We start from the raw sequence: 21,569 nt of genomic DNA on the forward strand, positions 1-21,569 counted from the left end.
CTTGTTGATGTTCTTATAAAGTGTTTTGAAGAATAAGTGGCTAGAGGTCTGATTGCATCTATAAGGGGCTCTATTTAATCTTCCCAGACTGGCTTGAATGGCTCGTCCAATTCAATGACGCTGCCACGTAAGCGCTCGAGGGGAGGCCGTGGATCGGCCCGGTATCGACACACCTCGATTACAGGCCTTCCCTTATCCGTGACGATGATCGACTCACCCGAGGCTTCAATCTGACGGAAGACTTCGAGCGCATGGGCCTTAAACTGTGATTTAGATACCTGGCGCATACATACCCCATCGTCTTGATTTGAAATGTATTTCCATCGCAGTATTGTGAAAAATCCCCTCCGTATCGGGGCTCTGCTCAAGTCAATATTTCGGGTAAGCGGATTAAATGGTTGATCTTACCTTTGCATGAGAGTGAGACAGACCGGCATCTCATCGGATTATCTGGTTGATGCTTCACCTACTGCTGGTGCATGTTTCCTTCGCTTATTCCAGCAAGAACCCCACACGCCTCAACTTCCCGGTCATCGTTGCAACTCGCTCTCAGTGAAACGAGTTGTTTCTCAAGCGCTTGCAGAGCGGTTATCTGCGACCGCACATGAGAGATGTGATCATCGAGCAAGGCGTTGACGGCGGTACAAGGCTGATGAGGGTCGTCCTGATAGCTCTGTAGTTCGTGAATCTCAGCCAGTGACAGGCCCAGGATTCTGCAGCGACGGATGAAGGCCAGCCCCTCACCATGCTTCTCGGTATAGACACGGTAACCGTTGTCCTGCCGATCAGGCGGCGGCAACAAGCCCTGCTGTTCATAGAAGCGGATCGTCTGTGTTTCGACCCCTACCAACTGCGCCAACTGACCAATGCGCATCAGCCTCCTCCCCAACGGATTCTTTACTCTATTGACCTTATAGTAGCTTTATAGTTTTAAATGGTACCACAACATTGTTCAAGTGGAGTCGTATCATGAGCAAATCCTGTGGTGGCGCCTGTGGCGGTGATGCAACGTCCGCAGCGGATACCGATATACAGGCCTCCGAGGCGCCAGGGAGATGGGTCAGTGTTTATGCCGTGCCGAAGATGGACTGTCCATCAGAAGAACGAATGATTCGCCTAGCCCTGAACGGCTTTGAGGAGATTCGGGCGCTGTCCTTCGACTTGTCGAACCGCCGGCTGAAGGTCGTGCATGACGGCGAGGTCGAGCCCGTCACCTCGAAACTGAAGACCTTGGGGCTAGGCGCCTCGCTTCAGGAAACCGTCGCTGCAAATCCGGAGACCATCAAGGCCGCCGAGTTTTCGGCAGCTTCTGCTAAGCAAGAATCCGGGACCCTGCGCTGGTTGCTCGGCATCAATGCACTTCTGTTCGTGGTGGAAATGACTGCCGGTCTGATCGCCCAGTCCACCGGCCTGATTGGAGAATCCCTGGACAATTTTGCCGATGCGGCGGTGTACGGGCTTGCCCTTTATGCGGTTGGACATAGCGTGAAAATGCAGGTACGTGCCGCGCATCTTGCTGGTGTACTGCAACTGATCTTGGCTGTGGGCGTGCTCGTAGAGGTGGTGAGACGCTTTGTATTCGGTAGTGAGCCTGAATCGCTGGTGATGATGGCTATCGCATTCGTCGCATTGATTGCCAATACCAGTTGTCTGCTGCTCATATCCAAACATCGGGAAGGCGGGGCGCACATGAAGGCAAGCTGGATATTCTCGGCCAACGACGTGGTGATCAACCTGGGGGTCATCACCGCCGGCGCCCTGGTCGCGTGGACCGGTTCCAATTATCCGGATCTGATTATCGGCACCATCGCGGGGGGCATTGTACTTAACGGTGCCAGACGCATTTTGGCGTTGAAGGGTTAAATAATGCTCATTATTGGCAAAAAGCTCTCGCCGTATGCCCTATTGTCCATATCGGGCCTGCTGGCAGCGTCTGATCAGGCTGTAAAGTGGCTGGTGCAGCAATCAATGGCCTATGGCGAGTATGTTTCGGTGACCCCGTTCTTTAACTGGGTGCACCTATGGAACACCGGTGCCGCATTCAGTCTTTTTGCGAATGGTGGAGGCTGGCAGCGCTACTTTTTTATCGGAATCGCGGTAGTGGTCTCGATTTTTCTGATCAAGCTGATCCTTGAAAATCGTCATAAAGGAGAAGCCATCGCTTACAGTCTTATCCTCGGTGGCGCCATGGGCAACCTGATTGACCGGGTCTTTCGCGGCTATGTTGTGGATTCCTTTGATTTCTATTGGCGAGACTGGCATTGGCCGGCCTTCAACCTGGCTGATATTGCAATTGTCCTCGGTGCCTTACTTTTCGTTTCCAGCAGCTTGTTGGGTAAAAAAGCAAACACCAATGCCGAGCCGGATGGATCTGACTGACACCTACGCCTATACAACACCATGACCGAACTTCCCGACAACATCCTTCACCTGCCGCAATACCAAGTACTGGGCTGCAAATCAACCGACGACGAAATGCACTTCCAGGTGGACGTGCCCGATCCCATCGCCTGCGAGGAATGCGGCGTGCAGGGTGAGTTCGTACGGTTCGGCAAGCGTGACGTTCCCTATCGTGATCTGCCCATCCACGGCAAGCGGGTCACTCTCTGGGTGGTCCGCCGCCGATACACCTGCCGGGCCTGCAAGACAACATTCAGGCCCCAGCTACCGGAGATGGTGGACGGATTCCGTATGACACTGCGGCTGCATGAGTACGTGGAGAAGGAATCCTTCAACCACCCCTACACCTTTGTGGCGGCACAGACCGGCCTGGACGAGAAGACGGTGCGCGACATCTTCAACGCCCGCGCCGAGTTCCTGGGGCGCTGGCACCGCTTCGAGACGCCCCGCATCCTGGGCATTGACGAGCTATACCTGAACAAGCGCTACCGCTGCATTCTGACCAACATTGAGGAGCGAACCCTGCTCGACCTGCTGGCCACCCGCCGCCAGGACGTGGTGACCAACTACCTGATGAAGCTGAAAGACCGGCAGAAGGTCGAGATCGTCAGCATGGACATGTGGAACCCCTACCGGGCAGCGGTCAAGGCTGTGCTGCCCCAGGCCCGTATCGTGGTCGATAAGTTCCATGTGGTGCGCATGGCCAACGATGCCCTAGAGAGAGTGCGCAAGGGCCTCAGAAAGGAGCTGAAACCGTCCCAGAGCCGGACTCTCAAGGGAGACCGGAAAATCCTGCTGAAACGCGCTCACGAAGTCTCAGACCGGGAGCGCCTCATCATGGAGACCTGGACAGGCGCGTTCCCGCAACTGCTGGCCGCCTACGAGCACAAGGAGCGCTTCTACGGCATCTGGGACGCCACCACACGGCTCCAGGCAGAAGCCGCCCTGGACGAGTGGATAGCCACCATCCCGAAGGGCCAAAAGGAAGTCTGGAGCGATCTGGTCAGGGCAGTGGGAAACTGGCGCGAAGAGACCATGACCTACTTCGAGACGGACATGCCCGTCACCAACGCTTACACGGAGTCCATCAACCGACTGGCCAAGGACAAGAACCGTGAAGGGCGCGGTTACTCCTTCGAGGTGATGCGGGCACGAATGCTCTACACCACGAAGCACAAGAAGAAGGCACCGACTGCGAAGGTCTCTCCTTTCTACAAGAAAACCATCGGTTACGGACTGCCGGACTTCGCAGAGGAACTCAACTACGGAGTCGATCTATCAACCATCTGAGGGTGGTATCAGATTGATGGGGTGAAGGTGCCCCATCAACCATTAAATCCGTATACCCAAAAAACGAAACAGGTATTTAACCGAATTACGGGCACCATCTATATTGCATTTGGATGTGCAATTCTACGTTTAAGATAGAGGGCATGGGATTGGCTGTTAGTATGCCTTTGGTATAGCAGGCACTTATCATGCTTCTTTCTTGCTGGTACTGCTCATTTTGAAACCGTGCATGAGGCGCGTATTGACCAGCTTACATATCCAAGCGTTCATGCTTCTGATAGTAACTAATGGCACCCAGAAGCATGAAAGCAGTCTGTAAAACGGCCCGCCAGGTGCCCCCACGATATGCAAAGATAGGCTAAACGTGCCCTGAAAAATCCGGAAAAGAGAGTAGCCTGAGCAAATAGCGAGTATGGCGCAATCGTTAGTGACATGCTGCTGGATGGGAGCTGTGCGGGGTGACGTGCTCCGCTTTCGTTGGAAAAGAAGCGAGGCAAAACGGTTCCATCTGAACAGAGACAACCGCTAGCCGGTACACTCTTCGAGCCAGCGGATATTCAGCAGGGCGCTGTCGCGGTGATCGCCGCACAGCTCGGCATCATAGTCGAAAGCGAGGCACACGTTGGGGCGTTCGGGTTTGCCGAATAGCCTGCACAAATTGCTGTCGTCCAGCTGAATGCAGCGCACGCCCGCAGGTTTACCCTGCGGCATGCCGGGAATGGACGACGAGATCGAAGGCGCTATACAGCACGCGCCGCAGCCAGCCCGGCATGCACTCACCGTTTGCCCTCGGCAATCGCTCCCTTGCCAATGCCTTCAAACGCCTGCACGCGAATGCGGCCATCTTCGGCCAGAGCGATCTCATTGGCGAGCCACTGTGCAATCTGTTCTACGGTGGTGGCGGTAGGCATCACAATCACCTTCTCTTTGGGCAGCGCAATACGGAAGTGCCCCTGGCTGGCCTGATAAGCGAAGCGCAGCGTGTCGTCGTGCTCGCTACCCACCAGATCCTCACGGTCGGCCAGATAGATATTGGCGAGCCGCTCGCTCCAGTGCCGAATCAGTTCATCATCCAGTTCGCCGTCGCGCCAGATGCCCAGTCGCGAGCGGTGGCCGTGGGCGATACGCTGACAGTTGCCCTGATGGCGCTTGAGACCATGGGAATAACCGTAGCCATAGCCCTCCTGGATAGATTCTTCGCGTAGCGTGACCTTGATGGCAGTCACATTGGCCGGTGGGCGTTTCATTAGCTGCTCGCTGAGCCATTCGCCCAATCGCTGCGGCTCAATGGTAGACCACGGCAGTAGTGCAAACGCCTGGCGCGGCGCCCGAACCTCCATGGGCCACGGCAGCGACGCATGGATGCACAGCCCTTCGACGCATTCGCTGACACGCAGCCCCGGCATCTGGGTGGGAACAATCAGGGTGTGATCCACGGTGGCATCAATATACTGTTTGATCCATGGCTTGATATTGCCGAAATCAACCAGCATACCGTCTTCGCCAAGCTCGCCTTCAAGCTCGATATCAACCTGCCAGCTAGCGCCTATCAAACCGCGTTCCGCGCACCAGTAGGAAGCGTCCAGCGCGGTCAGTGAATGTACAAAAAGACTCATTAATCTATGCCTGCAATTTTGTGCATCTGTATCGAAAGCTGCCAGCGCGGATGGCTCATGCAATAGGCCAGCGCCTGATCCAGAGTGTTGCCTTCGCCGCCACTGGGGGCAAGATCCATTCCCTGAAGGTAGAAGTGGTCAAAGGCGAGGTGTTCGAACTGCGCCGGCGTGTTATCACGCTGAGGATACACCAGCTTTAGCTCATTGCCGCCGCTGACCGCCAGGGGCGCGGAACCCTTGGGACTGACGCACACCCAATCCACTCCAGTAGGGGGCGTGATGGTGCCGTTGGTCTCGACGGCTATCTCGAAGTTGCGCTGGTGCATCTCGTCAATCAGGGCGTCATCGAGCTGTAGCAGCGGCTCGCCGCCGGTGAAGACCACGTAGGGCGTGATACCTTCACCGCGCGTTGGCCATAAATGGTCAAGGTGATCGGCGAGCGCCGCTGCGTCGCGAAAGCGCCCGCCGTTTTGCCCATCAGTGCCGATAAAATCGGTATCGCAGAAGCGGCACATGGCACTGTTGCGATCCTGGGCTCGGCCGGACCATAAATTACAGCCGGTGAAGCGACAAAAGACAGCAGCGCGGCCGCTGCGCGCTCCTTCTCCCTGTAGCGTGTAAAACGCCTCTTTGACAGCGTACATCAGCGCACCCCCTCCACATAGGGCAGAGGATCACGCATCTGGCGAGCAGCGAAGGCGGCAAGCCGTTCGCGGCAGCTACCACACTGACCACACGCCTTCTCCCCACCTTCGTAGCAGGTCCAGCTATTGGTGTAGTCAAGCCCCATCTTTAGGCCATCGCCGAGGATATCTTCCTTGCTGGCGTGAAGGTAGGGGGCCAGCAGCTCGATGGGCTGATAGTTGGCGATTGCCGCCACGCTATTCATGCGTGCGACAAATTCAGGCCGGCAATCGGGGTAGATGGCATGGTCACCGCCATGCGCCCCGTAGTAGCAGCGTTCCGCACCAATGTTGACGGCGTAACCGATCGCCAGCGATAGCAGAATCATGTTGCGGTTGGGCACTACGGTGGACGCCATGTTGCTGTCATCGTAGTCACCCTGCGGCATCGCCTGGGTAGCATCGGTGAGGGATGAATTATCAATCAGCGAATGAATGGCACTGATATCGACAATCTTGTGCGATACGCCAAGCTGCTTGCACACGCGCTCGGCGACATCCAGCTCGCAGGAGTGGCGCTGGCCGTAGTTGAATGACAAGGCGTATACCTCATCTTCTGCACGCAGCGCACGGTGTAGAACCGTGTAGGAATCCATTCCGCCGGAATAGATCACTACGGCGCGTCGGCTGGAGGTAGAAGCGGCAGCGTTGCCGCCCTGGGCAGGTGTTGTCATAACGGAGAATTTTCCCGTGGTCGGGCCCGGGTTCCGGTCCGGGGCATGAATGAAGATGGCGTATTGCCATGGATGAAGGGCGCATAGTCTAGCGCGTTGGCGCGCACTTCACTAGGTTCTGGCGGAAAAGCGGGTGGCAGTGGCCCTATGCGGCTAGCGGCGATACCACACCTGGGTGCGGCCAAACAGGGAAATGCCGAGATAGCCGCGCACCTCCATGGTCTTGCCATCCTTTGAGGGAATCAGCTTGACGCGATACACACTGCCGCTGCCAGGGTCGAGAATGTGCCCACCGTTCCATTCATCGCCATCCCTTTTGACGCCCCACAGCAGCGTCATGCCCTTGACGGGTTGATTGGCGCGCTCGCCATCACACTTTTTGCACAGCGGGTTGGGATTTTGGTCAGGGCGCCGAATCAGCTTGATCGGCCTGCCTTCCAGGGTATCGCCGTGCTGAGTGATCTCGACGATTGCCTTGGGAAGTTTGGTTTTATCGTCCACCATGCGCCAGGTGCCTACCGGTGTGGGCTGCGACGTTGTGCTGTCAGGCGATGGCGCCGCCACTGCGCTCAGCGAGGTAGTTAACGTCGCCAGCAGCAGCGCGCTGCGCCAGAGCATTCGAGGATAATTCATATTGGAAAACTCTCTCTTGACCATCAGGTATTAATCACAGAGTAGCAGTGAACGCGCTACCGCAAGCGATTGGCATGCTAGCCATTGGCGGCAATGCTGTGCAAGGGAGGGCAGCATTCAGGCACGGGGGAAGATGGAAGGCGTGGCAAGCAAGGCTCAGAAACATGATAGCAGAGGGCAGGACACTGATTACGCGCCACAACCTTTAGTCATACCGACGCTAGCGTGTATCATAGCGAGATCCAATCTGAATGGGTTATCCAATAACGTAATTCTCATGAGGAGCAACCATGTCGCTGACAGAGATTCGTCACCAATACCGCGAAGCAACAGCAGGCCGTTCGGCTGATACCAGCGGTTTTGTTTTCAACCACACCATGCTGCGCGTCAAGGATAGCGACAAGTCACTGGCGTTTTACAACAGCGTGCTCGGCTATGAACTGATCGACGTGCGTGACTTCCCCGAGGCGGAATTTACGCTGTTCTTCCTGGCACTTCTGCCGGAAGGCACTCAGGTGCCAGAGGATGACGACGAGCGCCGCCGCTGGATGGCGGGACTGCCCGGTGTGCTTGAGCTGACGCACAACTACGGTACCGAGAAGGAAGAGGGCGCGGTGTACCACAATGGCAACGCCGAGCCGCAAGGGTTTGGTCATATCTGCGTCTCGGTCCCTGATCTCGAAGGCGCCTGCCAGCGCTTTGAAGAGCAGGGCGTTACCTTCCAGAAGCGTTTGTCCGATGGCCGCATGAAAACACTGGCCTTTATCAAGGACCCCGACGACTACTGGATCGAAATTATCTCCAATAGCTAATTGGTCAGCAGCGCACAAATAGATACTGAACGTATCGGCATGGGCATTCCGTACAGCGGAGTGCCCATTTTTTATGGGCATTATGCAGCGCGCTTCGTCCGAACAACGGCTGATTATTCATTTTCCTGCTTTTATGATGATGATCTCTTGGCAATGCCGTTATTGTAGTGATATCCCCTTACACCGAGTGGCTATAAACACTTTCAATGAATGAAGCAACATCAGGGCGATCACTGCATGAACATTCAACGCGGGCTATTTTCAATAAATAAAAAACACGCTGTATGGGGAGTGCTGGGTATTGGCGTTATTCCCTTGGCATTCGCTTCCTTTCCTGCACACGCCAGCCAGAAAGCAGATTCCCATTTGGATCAGGTGCTTAACAGCCATCAGTTGCGGGTATGTACAACGGGGGATTACACGCCTTATACATTCTTGGATGCCAACCAGCACTATCAGGGGATAGATGTTGCGATGGTGCAAAATCTGGCTGATAGCCTAGATGCCCGAGTGGCGTGGCAGCCGACCAGTTGGAGTCAACTGATGCCCGATATGCTGGCTGGCAAATGCGATATTGCGGTAGGGGGTATCTCCGTTACCTTGCCGCGCCAACGGCAGGCATTTTTCAGTAATACGCTTGATAAGGATGGCAAGATTCCTCTGGTGCGGTGCGAAGACAAACAGCGCTATCAAACCATCGAACAGCTCAATCAACCGAGCGTCACACTGATTGAGCCGAAAGGGGGCACCAATGAGGCGTTTGCGCAATCCAAACTGCCCAAGGCTCAACTCACCTACAGTGATAATGTTTCCATCTTTGACAAACTGAAAAACAAGCAAGCGGATGTCATGATTACGGATGCCTCCGAAGCGCTTTATCAGCAGAAACGCCATCCGGAGCTATGCGCACTTAATCCGCATCAACCGTTGCAATATGGTGAAAAAGCCTATTTGCTGCCTCGCGATGATAGCGCCTGGAAGTCATACGTCGATCAATGGCTGCATCTTGCCAAGGCGGATGGCACCTATCAGCAGGTGATCGAGCAGTGGTTAGCCGCTCCGTAACGAACGCTGTGCTTCATGCCTCGCAACGCGGCTATTGCTTCGCTTCTATGCCGAGCAATGGTCGCGTTTTTTTGTCTGGCGATGGGAAAACTGCGCTATTTCCTGCAAACAGGCAGCAACCGCTTTTCTTCGCGTCAACAGAGCGGCCCCGATGCCATGTTCGGGCGATGATAGAGACATCAGCCCCTTCTCCTTTAGGCGTGAAGACACGGTTGTGTATTTACATTTAACCACATAAGAAATATGGATATTATGGTTCAGTCAGGCGGTGGGAGCGCCTGATTGCTTCAGTAGTCATTAAGTTATTTGCCTGAGGAGAGTGGTCATGAGCACTACCGTTAAAGACAAGATCGTTGTCATCACTGGTGCAGCAGCGGGTATTGGACAGGCAGCGGCGGTGTCATTTGCCCAGCAAGGTGCCAAGGTGGTAGCAACCGATATGAATGCGGAGGGGCTGCAAGAAACGGCGTCGATTATCGCCAAGGAAGGAGGAGATATCCTGACGGTGGTGCATGATGTGTCTCAGGAGGATCAGTGGATCGAGGTATTCAAGCAGACAGAAGAGAAGTTTGGCGGCGTTGATGTACTGGTCAATAACGCGGGCATCTACATCATTTCGCCTGTCACTGAGATTACGCTTGAGACATGGAACAAATTGATGGCGATTAATGTGACCGGGGTATTCCTGGGCGCCAAGCATGCGATTCCCTACCTTGAGAAGCGGGGCGGTGGTTCCATCATTAACCTGTCTTCCATCGCTGCCTTGAGGGGTACTGCCGGTCATGCCTTGTACGGGGCGAGCAAAGGGGCGGTTAGAACGATGACCAAGGATCTCGCCGCCGAGTGTGCTTCCCGCAATATCCGCGTGAATTCGGTGCATCCTTCCTATGTGCGCACTGCCATGGCAGATTATGCTGAAAAAACCTTTGGGCGTTCGGCAGAAGAACTTGGAAAGGCCAACGTTCCCCTTGGCCGTATGGCCGAGCCCGCAGACATTACCAACATGGTGCTGTTTTTGGCCGCCGAAGAGTCCTCTTTCCTCACGGGGTCGGAATATATCGTGGACGGTGGGCAGACCCAGATCACGGGCGTATAGGCACAAAAAGGTATTAAAGGTGCTGGGAAGGAGAAATATGGGTTATTCCCGCCGACGGAGTTTCAGCTCAGACAGTAGTGTCACCCTTGAATAATGCCTTCATGGCAAGATTCGGCTGCGATTCTCCGCGGGGAAGCGATATTTTCCTCCATGCCCTCCATGAAAAATGAAAAAGCCCGGTCGCTTGAGTAAAGCGGCCGGGCTTGCTTGCATCAGACAGGCTTACTGGTCGTGGAAATCCAGACCGTTGTGGGTCGCCTTGATAACGCCTGCACGAATCACGAAGTCGCCGAAGTACTCGCCCTCATTACGCTCTTCTGCATAGCGGTAGAGTAGGGGCGTCAGCTCTTTGAGAATCGTCTCTTCATCAATGTTCTCGCGATACATCTTGTTCAGACGGGTGCCCTCGAAATTACCGCCCAAATAGAGGTTGTAGCGCCCGATCGCCTTGCCCACAAAGCCGATTTCAGCCATGAAGGGGCGGCCACAGCCGTTGGGGCAACCAGTCATGCGCAGCACGATGGGAGTGTTGGCAAGTCCGGCGTCACGCATCACGGCGTCGATTTTGTCGAGCAGTGTCGGCAGGTAGCGCTCGCTCTCCGCCATCGCCAGCCCACAGGTGGGGAAGGCAACACACGCAATCGAGTGCTGACGCAGCGGCGTGATGTTCTTCTCCATACGGTATTTGGCCAGCAGCGCATCAATGGTCGCCTTGTGCTGTTCCGGCACATTGCTGATGATGATGTTCTGGTTGCAGCTCATCACGATATCGCCATCGAAGCTCTCGGCGATGGCGCGCAGGCCGCTTTTGATCTGCATCCCCGCGTGGATCGGTGAATTGTCGGGGTAGTCCTTGATACGACCATTTTCGACAAACAGCCCGTAGTGCCATAGGCCATCCTCGCCCTGATACCAGCCGAGGGTGTCGCCGGTATCCTCGAAGCGGTAGGCACGCTGCTCTTCCAGCGCATAGCCAAGGTAGTTTTCAAGCGCCTTCCTGAAGCCGTCAACCCCCATGGTATCGACGGTGTACTTGAGGCGCGCATGCTTGCGGTTATGGCGATCGCCATTGTCGCGCTGCACCATCAGCACCTTCTCGGCCACGTCGATCAGCTTGTCCTTGCTGACATAGCCGAGCACCGTTGCGATACGTGGGTAGGTCTCCGGCTCGCCATGGGTCGAGCCCATGCCGCCGCCCACCGCCACGTTAGCGCCGATGATCTCGCCATCTTCGACAATCGCGATAAAGGCGAGGTCGTTGATGTGTACGTCCACTTCGTTATGCGGCGGCAGCGCCATACCGATCTTGAACTTGCGCGGCAGATAGTGCTGGGTATAGAGCGGTTCGACCACTTCACCGGGGCCGCCGTGCACACGTTCTTCGCCCAGAAAGATTTCATGGTAGGCACGAGTGCGCGGCAGCAGATGATCGCTGATCCTGGCTGCCAGCTCATACAGCTCATAATGCAGTCGCGAGCGGTTGGGGTTAGCGGTCGAGGTGACGTTACGGTTAACGTCGCCGCACGCTGCAATGGTATCGACCATGACATCGTTGATCGTTTTCAGGTGCTGGCGCAGATTGCGCTTGAAGACACCGTGATACTGAAGCGTTTGGCGTGTGGTAACACGCAGGGTGTTGTTGGCGTAGTGGGTCGCCACGTCATCAATGACGCGCCACTGCGCAGCACTCAGGCGGCCACCGGGAATACGGCAGCGCACCATGAAGGAGTAAAGCGGCTCAAGCTTCTGCTGGCGACGCTCGCTGCGCACATCACGGTCATCCTGCATGTAGAAACCGTGGAATTTGGTGAGCTGCGTATCCGCCTCGCGCACCGCGCCGGTAACGTCGTCAGCCATATCTTCCTGAAGATGGCCGCGTAGATAGTCACTGTCTACCTTGAGCTTCTCGTTGGCGGCGTAGGTGGTCAAATCCTCGTCGCGAAGCCTGGTGATGATATCGGTCATTAGTATACGTCCCGCTGGTAGCGTTTGGACTGCTGCAATTCGCGCAGCCAGGCGGCAGCGGCTTCTTCGTCCATGCCGCCGTGAGTGTGGGCAATTTCCATCAGGGTGGCGTGCACATCGTTTGCCATGCGGTCGCCATCGCCGCAGACATAGAAGTGTGCGCCCTGCGACAGCCACTCGAAGACTGCCTGGCCATGTTCACGCAGGCGATCCTGTACATACACCTTTTCGGCCTGATCGCGCGAGAAGGCGACATCAAAGCGCGTCAATAGCCCCTGTTCGCGCATTTTCAGCCACTCTGACTGATACAGGAAGTCGGTGTTGAAGTGCTGGTCGCCAAACAGCAGCCAGTTATCGCCAGTGGCACCTTCTTCTTCACGCTGTTGCAGGAAGGCGCGGAAAGGCGCAATACCGGTGCCTGGCCCCACCATGATGATGGGCGTGCTGCCATCTTCCGGCAGCTTGAAGTTCTTGTTGTGGTCAATATAGATCGGGATGGTATCGCCCGGTTTCACGCGATCGGAGAGCCAGGTGCTGGTCACGCCACCACGGGCGCGGCCATGGGTTTCGTAGCGCACAATGCCGACGGTCAGATGCACTTCGTCGGGGTTGGCTTCCAGCGAAGAAGCGATCGAATAGAGACGCGGCGGCAGCTTGCGCAGTGCACCCACTAATGCCTGCGGCGTCAGCCCCTTGATGGGGTAGTCGCGCAGCACGTCGATGATCTGGCGACCGTACAGCCACTGCTTCAGCTCTTCACGGTTATCTTCTTCCAGCAACCGCTTAAGCTCGGCGGAATCGGTCTGCTCGGCCCAGTGCTTGACCAGCGGGCGGGTCAGGGTAGTGACTTCCAGCTCTTGCAGCAGGGCGCTGCGCAGCAGGCGACCGTCGCCCAGGTCGTGATCGGCATTGAATTCGAGCAGCTCGATGATTTCATCGACATAGCTCGGATCATTTTGCGGCACGATGCCCAGGGCATCTCCCGGCTGATAGTCAAGCCCCGAGCCTTCCAGCGACAGCTCGATATGGTGCGTCTCCTTGGCGGAGCCGCGTCCGTTAAGCTGGATCGATTCGAGCACTTCTGCCTGGAAAGGATGCTTGCGCGACCAAGTGGTGGCGGCTGGAGCGCCAGCGACTGCCTGCGGCGCACTGGCAGCAGCAGTGGAGCCAGTATCGCCCTTCAGTGCATCGAAAGCGTTCAGTGCAGTGTCGATAAACTGCTCGGCAGTGTCGTCGTAATCGACATCGGCATCCACGCGGTCGTGAATGCGCTGGGCGCCAAGCTCGGCAAAGCGCTTGTCGGTGCGTTTGCCCATCTCGCAGAAAAATTCGTAGCTTGAATCCCCCAGCCCCAGCACCGCGAAGTGGCTGCCGTCGAGCTTGGGCGCCTTGCGGCCATCCAGCAGCTCATAGAAACCTTCTGCGGTATCAGGCGGCTCGCCTTCACCCTGGGTGCTGACCACAATCAGGTAGTGGCCGGGCTCCTTGAAATCCTTCTTGCTGATATCCGCCATGTCTACCAGACGGGTGGTGAAGCCACGCGCCTTGGCATGCTCCGCCGCTTGTTCGGCAACACGCTCGGCGTTGCCGGTTTGCGAGCCATACAGCACGGTCAGCGTGATCTCTGCGGCAGGTGAAGCTGCTGTGCCAGCACTTGCGGCAGGGGCGCTCGCCACAGTGCCATTGGCAGAGAGTGCGCTCACATAGCCAGCCAGCCAGGTCAACTGGTGAGCGTTGAGTCCCGCAAGTGCCTGATTCAGCCGTTCGGCCTGGTCAGCGGTAAGCGGACTATTGGTGTCGAGCAGCGGCCCATTCGACATTGGAAATCCTCATCGTGTTCTTCTCTACAGCGCGGGAAGCATGCTAGCGATGCCAAAGTAGAAATAAAAGGTATGAAAACGAATCTGCTTATGCGTTCCTGTGCTTTGAAGTGGGATCAAACTGCCGCACAAGCGCATACAGAGGGTTTTCGCAGTGCTTCTATCATAGGCTCCAATAGGTTCAGTATCTATTCAAGGCTTCTTAGGAAGGGGTTAAATTTTATTTATAGTTAATGAGAATGCCCGCCGCGCCACTGCCAACAGGCCAATGGCACAGCGATAGTGCGCCATCAGACGCCGCAGCGTGGTGCCGACAGAAGTAACAGCAAGAGTAGAAGAGGGTGCTAACTCGGCAGGGCTGGCTCCGCCAGCCCCAGCGTTTGGCGCAAGGTGCTCGGCTGATTGCTGATGGCAGCAAAGAGGCCGCGCCGCCGCAGTTCGGGCAGCAGGTTTTCCGCGAGCTGGTGCGCCCCGCGCTGGCTGCTGATCTGGATAATGAAGCCATCGGCAGCCCCGCTGCGCTGCCACTGCTCCATCTGGGTGGCAATGTGCTGAACGCTGCCGGCAAAGACCAGCGCCTTGAGGCGAAACAGTTGCTGGAGCGCCTGGCCCATGGTGGCGCCGCGCTGCCGAGCTTCACGCAACGGCTCCGAGAGCCAGGTGCCTTCATTGGCATGGGCATGAAGGATGTCAGCTTCCGTGATCGGCGTCAGATCGGCTTCTGCCGTTGTCAACGAACGCTGCACGGCACGCCCGACCCGCTCGCGCAGTTCATCCAGTACGCAGTGCTGCGCAGCATAGTCGGCGAAGGCGCATTCAGGCGTCACATCGTCATCCGTTACATGCAGCATCAGCTTCATCAGCAGCACCGGCGGCTGGCGCTCAACTCCCAATTGCCGCTGATACGTCGCCAGGGAAGCACGGTAGGCGAGTGCAGCATTCATATCGGTTTGCATCCCGAACACCACATCTGCGCTGCGCGCCGCCAACTGCTGACCGTGTGAGGATTGCCCCGCCTGAAAGATAGCCGGCTCGCGCTGGCAGGAAGGCTCGATATTGAGCGGGCCTGCCACATGGAAGAAGGTGCCGTGATGGTTGAGCGCCGAGATCTTCTCTTTATCGACGTAACGGCCACTGTGCCGGTCGCGCGACAGCGCATCGGGCGCATAGCTATGCCACAGGCCGCGTACCACATTCAGAAACTCTTCAGCTCTGGCGTAGCGGGTATGATGGTCATGCTGACTATCAAGGCCGAAGTTGCGCGCCGCCCGATCCCCCAGTGACGTGACCAGGTTCCAGGCGCAGCGCCCCTGCGAAAGATGATCGAGGCTCATCAGCTTGCGCGCCAGATTGTAAGGTTCGTTGTAAGAGGTCGAGAAGGTGCCCACCAGCCCAATGCGCTGTGTACGTGCCGCGAGAAAGCTGAGCAGCGACAGTGGTTCGAAGCGGGAGAGATAGTGGGGCGGCCCGTCAGGATCGGCAAATACTGCATCAGCGATAAACAGAAACGACAGCCCCGCGCGATCAAGGCATTGCGCCACGCTGCTGTACCAGTCGGGATTGATGGAAGCGTTGGCTGGCTCCTGCTCATCGAGCCACGCACGCTCATCGTCCGGCGCCCCTGAACCGGTCAGCATGGCGCCCAGGATAAGCGGGGAGGAGTGTGCAGGGTACATAAAAGGAGAACTTCCACTGAGATGAGAGGGGGTATCAGCGCCACGATATTGCCATGAGAATAGCCGAAGGGGCCCCTTGCTGCCAGCGCGTGATAGATAGCTCTCCCCTTGATAAAGGATAGCGTCAGCACGTTGAGCATTCATTGCTGTATACGACCCAGATCCCGCCGTGACTACCATCGTCATCTCGCCCCGAGCGCTGGCACTATCGCCGTATAGTGCGATGGCTCAGGGCCGTTTGGCTTGACGTGAGGCAGCTGATGTTGCTTATGGATGGTCAAACGTTGATGCTTTATGTTTCCAGTATCAAACAATGGAAAGCGGGGTTGCACGGCTCAACGTCACCATGACTCAAGAGCGTATTATGGTGCAGGGTTAAGAACAGCGCTTCACCAACATATAGAACAGGAGTCGGAGTATGTTCGAATCCGCTGAAATTGGCCGCAGCGTTGACAAGGCGACCTTCAAGGCTGAAGAAGCGTCATTGCGCGAGGCATTGCTGGAAGTACAGTACGAGCTGAAAGAGAAGGCGAACTTTCCGGTGCTGATCCTCATTAACGGGGTGGAAGGGGCTGGCAAGGGCGAGACGGTTAAACTGCTTAACGAGTGGATGGACCCGCGCCTGATTCAGGTCAACACCTTTGATGCACCGACCGAGGAAGAGCTGGCGCGGCCACCCGCCTGGCGTTACTGGCGCGCATTACCGCCAAAAGGGCAGATGGGCGTGTTCTTTGGCAACTGGTACAGCCAGATGTTGCGGGACAGAGTGCATGGTAATGGCAAGGAAGCGGCGCTGGATCAGGCCATTGACGATGCCGAGCGGCTGGAGCGCATGCTCTGCGATGAGGGAACGCTGATCTTCAAGTTCTGGTTTCACTTGTCCAGAAAAGAGATGAAGAAGCGTTTCAACGCGCTCAAGGATGACCCGCAGCGTAGCTGGCTCCTCACTCCGCTGGACGTGCAGCAGTCGAAGTCCTACGGCAAGTACGTGCGCCATGCCGAGCATGTGCTGCGCCACAGCAGCCGCGACTATGCGCCCTGGTATGTGATTGATGGCTTTGATCATTATTATCGTAGCCTGGCCGTGGGGCGTATCCTGCTTGAAGGCTTGCAGGCCGCCCTGGAGCGCACGGGGCAGGAGCAGAACCAGAGCACGCCGCATACCGCACTGGTGTCGAGCCAGGATAATCGCGGCTTGCTGGATAGACTGGACCTGAGTCAGGCGCTGGAAAAGCATGAGTACAAAAAGCAACTGGCCAGTGAACAGGCACGGCTCTCCAGCTTGATGCGCGACAAGCGCATGCAGCGTCATACGTTGATCGCGGCCTTTGAAGGTAACGACGCCGCTGGCAAAGGAGGGGCCATTCGCCGTGTCACCGGTGCCCTCGACCCACGCCAGTACCATATTGTGCCGGTGGCAGCCCCCACCGAGGAAGAGCGCGCCCAGCCCTACCTATGGCGCTTCTGGCGCAATATTCCGGCACGCGGCAAGTTCACCATCTTCGATCGTACCTGGTATGGCCGAGTGTTGGTGGAGCGGGTTGAAGGCTTTTGTTCCGAAGTCGAATGGCTGCGCGCCTATAACGAGATCAACGACTTCGAAGAGCACTTGAGCAATGCCGGTGTCATTCTGGTCAAGTTCTGGCTGGCCATTGATCAGGACACCCAGTTGCAGCGCTTTCAGGCGCGCGAAAACATCCCCTTCAAACGCTTCAAGATCACGGAAGAGGATTGGCGTAACCGCGAGAAATGGGATGACTACGCCAACGCGGTAAGTGACATGGTAGATCGCACCAGTAGCGAAATCGCGCCCTGGACGCTGGTGGAAGCCAATGACAAACGCTTTGCTCGGGTCAAGGTGCTGCGCACCATCAACGACGCCATCGAAGCGGCGTTTGACAAGGAGTGAGCGCATCGCCTGCCGCTATAGCCTGACTATCACCAAGCGATAGGCGGAACTGCCAGTGTATGCGCACCCTCCATGTTCTTCTCGCCAATAGTGCAACGAAGAAGCCCCGTGAAGGCCGGGTAAAAGCCTGACAGTTCGAATACAAGCCGAAGGTATGCCTCCATCAATGGATGGAGGCATTGTTGTTTCTGCTACGTGGGGTAGTTTGATAAACCTTGATGTTGTGGCGGGTTGACTGGATAACTTTGAATGAATACTATGAGTATCATTTAATTGATTGTCGTCGAGAAACAGTGCTAATGACTCCAGATAGATATAGCCACGTTGAATCAAGGAAGAAAGAGGGAGCACACTATACTCCTACTATAATTGCAGATTTCATATCCCAGCGTATTTTGGCTGATGTTAAACTCGGCGAAAAAGTGCAGATCGCTGATCCTGCAGTGGGAGATGGTGAATTACTGGTTAGTTTAATCTCTGCATTAAAACGACGGTCAATGAATCACATTGAAGTGCATGCGTTTGATACGAATGAGAAGGCCCTTAACATCACAAGGGAACGTCTAAAACAGCTGCATAGTGATGTGCCTATTGAAATTCATCACAAAGATTTTTTACAAGTTTGCTTGGAACGAGAAACGTTTCTGGGAGAAATGGATGCATCAATACCCTCTTTTGATATTATAATAGCTAATCCTCCTTATATTAGAACTCAAGTTCTTGGAGCCGACCAAGCTAAACTACTAAGTCAGAATTTTGGCTTGAAAGGACGGCTAGATGTATATCAGGCATTTTTGGTAGCAATGAAGTCTGTTATGAAGCCAAATGGTGTCGCTGGCGTTATAGTCTCGAACCGTTTTATGACAACAAAGGGAGCTGGGGAATTTCGTAAAACGCTTTATGATGAGTATTCTATTAAAGGAATATGGGACTTTGGTGATACAAAGGTTTTCGACGCTGCTGTTTTGCCTGCTGTGATGGTTATGGGAGTAAATAGCTCATCTAGAAATGATTCTGTCCCCTTTTCTTCGATATACTTCTATGAAAAGGAGCTAAATAAGAAAAATTTACCGCATGTGAGTAATCAAATTGAAGCGCTTTCATTTTCAGGTCTTGTTACGAATCCAAAATCCGCGTATATGGTTAAGCATGGCCATCTAACTTTTGACTCGAAATCATCGGACATTTGGCGCCTTCAAGATGAAAAATCTGAAAAATGGCTAGGTAAAGTTGATGCTAAAACTTGGTGTAGATTTAAAGACATAGGGAAGATTCGGGTTGGAGTAAAGACTACGGCGGATAATGTTTTTATCCGCACTAATTGGGAAAAGGAAGTTGGTTATATTCCTGAACTTGTCGAGCCTCTAGTTACCCATCTAGTCGCAGCTAGATTTAAATGCAATGATAATGAAAAAAAGTCTATCCTTTATACTCATCATGTGGTCAATGGGAAGCGGTCTGTGTATGATATTGAAAAATTTCCGATAACCAAAAAATATCTTGAATCCAAGAAAGAGCAGCTTTCTTCAAGGAAATATATTGCTAAAGCAAAGCGTCTTTGGTATGAAATTTGGGTTCCTCAGAACCCTGCATTATGGGGTACAGATAAAGTTATTTTTCGCGACATAACTGAACAACCAACTTTCTGGTTGGATCTCGATGGCTCCATCGTAAATGGAGATTGTTATTGGATGATTCGCGAAAACGAAGCTATGCCAGAGGATATTTTATGGCTGCTCTTGGCGGTTGCCAATTCGGGCTTTATAGAAGAGTTCTATGATTTAAAATTTCAGAATAAACTCTATTCAAATAAACGGAGGTTTATTACCCAGTATGTTGAGCAGTTTCCTGTGCCAGATCCTAATCGAGAGGAGTCAAAAGAAATAGTAAAATTAACTAAAGAGCGTTATCATGAAAATGATAAAAGTAAGCATATGCAATTGGAACAGAATATTGACCAATTAATATGGTCAATATTCGATGTTCCACATATTGAAAAAATTCTCAAGGATTGAACACTGAAGTTCCTTTGTGTCTTTCAAAAAATTCCATAGACATTGATCTTTGACATTTAAAATTTTTCTCCGGAACGTATGTGAAATGCAATCCCAGACGGCTTCCAGGGCAGAGCACGATGCCGTCTATGCAGTATGTATCAGGATTGGTAAGAACTATTAGATAGCGTATATTTTGGGTAGTAAAGCTTTCGCAACCTTTAATCGGCTCTTCGAATTCGGGACTATAGAGCCCAAGGTCAACCGTCGGAGAGTCTTGAAGTTTTACCTCTAGCGCCTGATTTTTGATATCAGGTAGTCCACCTGCTAAAAGATCGCCTTGGCTAACAATGTACCCCAATGCCCGAGCAACCATTCCTTCAAGAGTTTGCCCCCGAGTTTTAGTGGACGCTGGTGGTATATGCTGTCCCATAAGTTTTTCCAAAACAATCTCTTTTATTGTCGAAAGCGGGAGCAGAGACTCGGGACTTGGATCTTGATGGATATTGTATTGAGAAAGGTTTTTTTGATTACCTGACGCACCTATTTGAATTTCATCATCATAGAAAAGTATAGAACCTGGTTGAGCCAAAACGTTCTGACGTGCTGTTGAAGAGATAATCATCTGGCTTTTTACGGTTGGTTTTCCAAATTTTCCGTATTTTTCAACGATATAGTTTGGCGTCAGCACAGCAATGCCAGATACCACTTTTTGCTCTGGGTCTATTTTTACGAATACGAATCGAACTTCGTTGGCTAAAAGCTTACTTCCGTCATTATATTGGACTTGGACGGATTCAATGTTAGGGTTTCGGTTCCATACCTGCAGGTTATATGAAGTACCGGTTGTAACAATGTAAGTATCTAGGTATTCGAGTAGAATCTTTGGCACGCCCTTACCCCTCGGGGGCATTATGCGGTAGGAGCCCATTGAGGCGCTCTCCGGCAAAGCGCCATTAGCGAGGGTTTGAGCAACCAACTTCCTAATGTTGGATCCATCGGTTCTAGACTTATAAGTTAACTCGAAAGGATGTCCTATTAAACAACTCAGTCGGTTTGCAATTTCTTCGGGAGGTGTTAAACAATTCTTTGATTGTGGCGGCAGTTTGAACTTTTTATCCATGTAATATCTACTCCAGTGGTTTGCTCAGAAGGCTGGGAACATCGACACATAAAGCTGAAGCAATCACTTCCAATGAGCTTAAAGAGATATTACGTTCCCCGCGTTCTACCGCACCGATATACGTTCGATGTAATCCAGATTTGTCCGCTAGTTGCTCCTGCGACAACCCTTGATTGCTACGCAAACGTCTAATATTCCTGGCAAGGGTGGTAGTAATTTCTTCGCTAGGTTTTCGCATTGATACTCCAAAAGAAACTTTCTCGGAATTACAACTCTATGATGCCTATAAATCTACAGACTATAAGTAGCTAATGATCAGCAAGGCGCTGAGGTAAGGGGCATTACCTAAGAGTGATTGGAGGAAGATGAAGTTTATGTTGGGTTGGAGACATGAAAAGTTTGCCAGGGCGAGATGGGGGCAGCAGATCAGTTTATAGAATGAGGCATCAGACTAGGTTCTGTCTGAAAAGTCATACATGTTAGCCTTTCGCTGTTGACGAAAGGAGATGGCCTGATGGTGGAACGTTACGCGGTACCTGATCATCAATGGGATATGATTGCCGATATAGTTTCTCCCCCACAGAAAATGGGGCGTCCACGGCGAGATGACCGCCTGATGCTTAATGGCATCTTCTGGATTCTCTGTTCGGGAGCACAATGGCGGGACCTGCCCGAACGATTTGGCTCCTGGAAGACGGTATACCAGCGATTCCGCCAGTGGCGTGATGATGGTACTTTCGAACAAGTCCTAAGCCGGCTTCATTTACGTCTTCGACAGGATGGTCTCATGGATTTGGATACATGGATGATCGA

Annotated in this window: 20 protein-coding genes; 9 read left to right on the plus strand and 11 right to left on the minus strand. The window is 53.9% G+C overall.

What is annotated here, in order from left to right; genetic code table 11:
- Positions 1–466: 466 nt before the first annotated feature.
- Positions 467–874, minus strand: a complete 408-nt coding sequence (gene cadR, locus L881_RS0112050) for a Cd(II)/Pb(II)-responsive transcriptional regulator (protein ID WP_004364961.1) — start codon at positions 872–874, stop codon at positions 467–469.
- A gap of 95 nt (positions 875–969) precedes the next feature.
- On the opposite strand from cadR, the gene L881_RS0112055 reads away from it, so the two are divergent.
- From L881_RS0112055 to L881_RS0112065, 3 genes are read left to right on the plus strand one after another with little or no spacing between them, the layout of a single operon-like run.
- A complete protein-coding gene (locus tag L881_RS0112055) occupies positions 970–1,863 on the plus strand; it encodes a cation efflux transmembrane domain-containing protein (protein ID WP_025733938.1) in 894 nt (297 codons plus the stop codon).
- A 3-nt stretch (positions 1,864–1,866) separates the two neighbouring features.
- Positions 1,867–2,379: a signal peptidase II gene (gene lspA / locus L881_RS0112060; RefSeq protein ID WP_004863699.1), complete on the plus strand. Its 513-nt coding sequence runs from the start codon at positions 1,867–1,869 to the stop codon at positions 2,377–2,379.
- Positions 2,380–2,400: 21 nt separating this feature from the next.
- Positions 2,401–3,690 carry an ISL3-like element ISPpu12 family transposase gene (locus L881_RS0112065; protein WP_004574636.1) on the plus strand — a complete coding sequence of 430 codons (1,290 nt, stop codon included), beginning with the start codon at positions 2,401–2,403 and terminating at the stop codon, positions 3,688–3,690.
- Positions 3,691–4,215: 525 nt separating this feature from the next.
- Here L881_RS0112065 and L881_RS13285 read toward each other — a convergent pair.
- The 5 genes from L881_RS13285 to L881_RS0112090 all read right to left on the minus strand — a co-directional run bounded on the left by L881_RS13285 (position 4,216) and on the right by L881_RS0112090 (position 7,296).
- Positions 4,216–4,470: a YkgJ family cysteine cluster protein gene (locus tag L881_RS13285; RefSeq protein WP_034579692.1), complete on the minus strand. Its 255-nt coding sequence runs from the start codon at positions 4,468–4,470 to the stop codon at positions 4,216–4,218.
- Positions 4,467–5,306, minus strand: a complete 840-nt coding sequence (locus L881_RS0112075; RefSeq protein ID WP_025733940.1) for a 6-carboxytetrahydropterin synthase — start codon at positions 5,304–5,306, stop codon at positions 4,467–4,469. Before L881_RS0112075 ends, L881_RS13285 begins: the two co-directional genes overlap by 4 nt.
- Positions 5,306–5,950, minus strand: a complete 645-nt coding sequence (queE, locus tag L881_RS0112080; protein WP_025733941.1) for a 7-carboxy-7-deazaguanine synthase — start codon at positions 5,948–5,950, stop codon at positions 5,306–5,308. The genes L881_RS0112075 and queE overlap by 1 nt, the downstream gene beginning before the upstream one ends.
- Entirely contained in the window at positions 5,950–6,663 is a 714-nt protein-coding gene (gene queC, locus L881_RS0112085) for a 7-cyano-7-deazaguanine synthase QueC (protein ID WP_025733942.1), read from the minus strand. Before queC ends, queE begins: the two co-directional genes overlap by 1 nt.
- A gap of 153 nt (positions 6,664–6,816) precedes the next feature.
- Entirely contained in the window at positions 6,817–7,296 is a 480-nt protein-coding gene (locus L881_RS0112090; RefSeq protein WP_211238924.1) for a DUF2147 domain-containing protein, read from the minus strand.
- 290 nt (positions 7,297–7,586) lie between these two features.
- Between L881_RS0112090 and gloA the strand changes: the two genes are divergently transcribed.
- The 3 genes from gloA to L881_RS0112105 all read left to right on the plus strand — a co-directional run bounded on the left by gloA (position 7,587) and on the right by L881_RS0112105 (position 10,269).
- Positions 7,587–8,108, plus strand: coding sequence for a lactoylglutathione lyase (gloA, locus tag L881_RS0112095; protein WP_025733944.1), 522 nt, complete (start codon positions 7,587–7,589; stop codon positions 8,106–8,108).
- A 237-nt stretch (positions 8,109–8,345) separates the two neighbouring features.
- The gene (locus tag L881_RS13290; RefSeq protein ID WP_051464892.1) at positions 8,346–9,173 is read left to right on the plus strand and encodes a transporter substrate-binding domain-containing protein; all 828 of its coding nucleotides are present in this window, start codon (positions 8,346–8,348) and stop codon (positions 9,171–9,173) included.
- Between the two features lie 325 nt (positions 9,174–9,498).
- Positions 9,499–10,269, plus strand: coding sequence for an SDR family NAD(P)-dependent oxidoreductase (locus L881_RS0112105; protein WP_025733945.1), 771 nt, complete (start codon positions 9,499–9,501; stop codon positions 10,267–10,269).
- 222 nt (positions 10,270–10,491) lie between these two features.
- Here the strand turns inward: L881_RS0112105 and L881_RS0112110 are convergent, their stop codons facing one another.
- From L881_RS0112110 to L881_RS0112120, 3 genes are all read right to left on the minus strand, one after another.
- Entirely contained in the window at positions 10,492–12,234 is a 1,743-nt protein-coding gene (locus L881_RS0112110; RefSeq protein ID WP_025733946.1) for an NADPH-dependent assimilatory sulfite reductase hemoprotein subunit, read from the minus strand.
- Entirely contained in the window at positions 12,234–14,054 is a 1,821-nt protein-coding gene (locus L881_RS0112115; protein ID WP_025733947.1) for an assimilatory sulfite reductase (NADPH) flavoprotein subunit, read from the minus strand. The genes L881_RS0112110 and L881_RS0112115 overlap by 1 nt, the downstream gene beginning before the upstream one ends.
- A 344-nt stretch (positions 14,055–14,398) precedes the next feature.
- On the minus strand, positions 14,399–15,730 hold the full coding sequence (locus tag L881_RS0112120; RefSeq protein WP_025733948.1) for an NtaA/DmoA family FMN-dependent monooxygenase: 1,332 nt from the start codon (positions 15,728–15,730) through the stop codon (positions 14,399–14,401).
- A gap of 418 nt (positions 15,731–16,148) precedes the next feature.
- Between L881_RS0112120 and pap the strand changes: the two genes are divergently transcribed.
- The gene (gene pap, locus L881_RS0112125) at positions 16,149–17,639 is read left to right on the plus strand and encodes a polyphosphate:AMP phosphotransferase (RefSeq protein WP_025733949.1); all 1,491 of its coding nucleotides are present in this window, start codon (positions 16,149–16,151) and stop codon (positions 17,637–17,639) included.
- Between the two features lie 299 nt (positions 17,640–17,938).
- Positions 17,939–19,654, plus strand: coding sequence for an N-6 DNA methylase family protein (locus L881_RS0112130; protein WP_025733950.1), 1,716 nt, complete (start codon positions 17,939–17,941; stop codon positions 19,652–19,654).
- On the opposite strand, the gene L881_RS0112135 is transcribed toward L881_RS0112130, so the two are convergent.
- Together L881_RS0112135 and L881_RS13660 are read right to left on the minus strand one after the other, a co-directional pair.
- A complete protein-coding gene (locus L881_RS0112135) occupies positions 19,644–20,756 on the minus strand; it encodes a hypothetical protein (RefSeq protein ID WP_025733951.1) in 1,113 nt (370 codons plus the stop codon). The two genes, L881_RS0112130 and L881_RS0112135, sit on opposite strands and share 11 nt — an antisense overlap.
- Positions 20,757–20,763: 7 nt before the next feature.
- Entirely contained in the window at positions 20,764–20,994 is a 231-nt protein-coding gene (locus L881_RS13660) for a helix-turn-helix domain-containing protein (RefSeq protein WP_025733952.1), read from the minus strand.
- 276 nt (positions 20,995–21,270) lie between these two features.
- On the opposite strand from L881_RS13660, the gene L881_RS0112145 reads away from it, so the two are divergent.
- A partial coding sequence (locus L881_RS0112145) for an IS5 family transposase (protein ID WP_025731892.1) occupies positions 21,271–21,569 on the plus strand: 299 nt, incomplete at its 3' end.

Source organism: Carnimonas nigrificans ATCC BAA-78 (assembly GCF_000526695.1).
GTDB classification, from domain to species: domain Bacteria; phylum Pseudomonadota; class Gammaproteobacteria; order Pseudomonadales; family Halomonadaceae; genus Carnimonas; species Carnimonas nigrificans.

Coding starts and splice junctions, on each gene's coding strand:
- cadR (WP_004364961.1), bottom strand. CDS start 874: ATGCGCATTGGTCAGTTGGCGCAGTTGGTAGGGGTCGAAACACAGACG.
- L881_RS0112055 (WP_025733938.1), top strand. CDS start 970: ATGAGCAAATCCTGTGGTGGCGCCTGTGGCGGTGATGCAACGTCCGCA.
- lspA (WP_004863699.1), top strand. CDS start 1,867: ATGCTCATTATTGGCAAAAAGCTCTCGCCGTATGCCCTATTGTCCATA.
- L881_RS0112065 (WP_004574636.1), top strand. CDS start 2,401: ATGACCGAACTTCCCGACAACATCCTTCACCTGCCGCAATACCAAGTA.
- L881_RS0112075 (WP_025733940.1), bottom strand. CDS start 5,306: ATGAGTCTTTTTGTACATTCACTGACCGCGCTGGACGCTTCCTACTGG.
- queE (WP_025733941.1), bottom strand. CDS start 5,950: ATGTACGCTGTCAAAGAGGCGTTTTACACGCTACAGGGAGAAGGAGCG.
- queC (WP_025733942.1), bottom strand. CDS start 6,663: ATGACAACACCTGCCCAGGGCGGCAACGCTGCCGCTTCTACCTCCAGC.
- L881_RS0112090 (WP_211238924.1), bottom strand. CDS start 7,296: ATGAATTATCCTCGAATGCTCTGGCGCAGCGCGCTGCTGCTGGCGACG.
- gloA (WP_025733944.1), top strand. CDS start 7,587: ATGTCGCTGACAGAGATTCGTCACCAATACCGCGAAGCAACAGCAGGC.
- L881_RS13290 (WP_051464892.1), top strand. CDS start 8,346: ATGAACATTCAACGCGGGCTATTTTCAATAAATAAAAAACACGCTGTA.
- L881_RS0112105 (WP_025733945.1), top strand. CDS start 9,499: ATGAGCACTACCGTTAAAGACAAGATCGTTGTCATCACTGGTGCAGCA.
- L881_RS0112110 (WP_025733946.1), bottom strand. CDS start 12,234: ATGACCGATATCATCACCAGGCTTCGCGACGAGGATTTGACCACCTAC.
- L881_RS0112115 (WP_025733947.1), bottom strand. CDS start 14,054: ATGTCGAATGGGCCGCTGCTCGACACCAATAGTCCGCTTACCGCTGAC.
- L881_RS0112120 (WP_025733948.1), bottom strand. CDS start 15,730: ATGTACCCTGCACACTCCTCCCCGCTTATCCTGGGCGCCATGCTGACC.
- pap (WP_025733949.1), top strand. CDS start 16,149: ATGTTCGAATCCGCTGAAATTGGCCGCAGCGTTGACAAGGCGACCTTC.
- L881_RS0112130 (WP_025733950.1), top strand. CDS start 17,939: ATGACTCCAGATAGATATAGCCACGTTGAATCAAGGAAGAAAGAGGGA.
- L881_RS0112135 (WP_025733951.1), bottom strand. CDS start 20,756: ATGGATAAAAAGTTCAAACTGCCGCCACAATCAAAGAATTGTTTAACA.
- L881_RS13660 (WP_025733952.1), bottom strand. CDS start 20,994: ATGCGAAAACCTAGCGAAGAAATTACTACCACCCTTGCCAGGAATATT.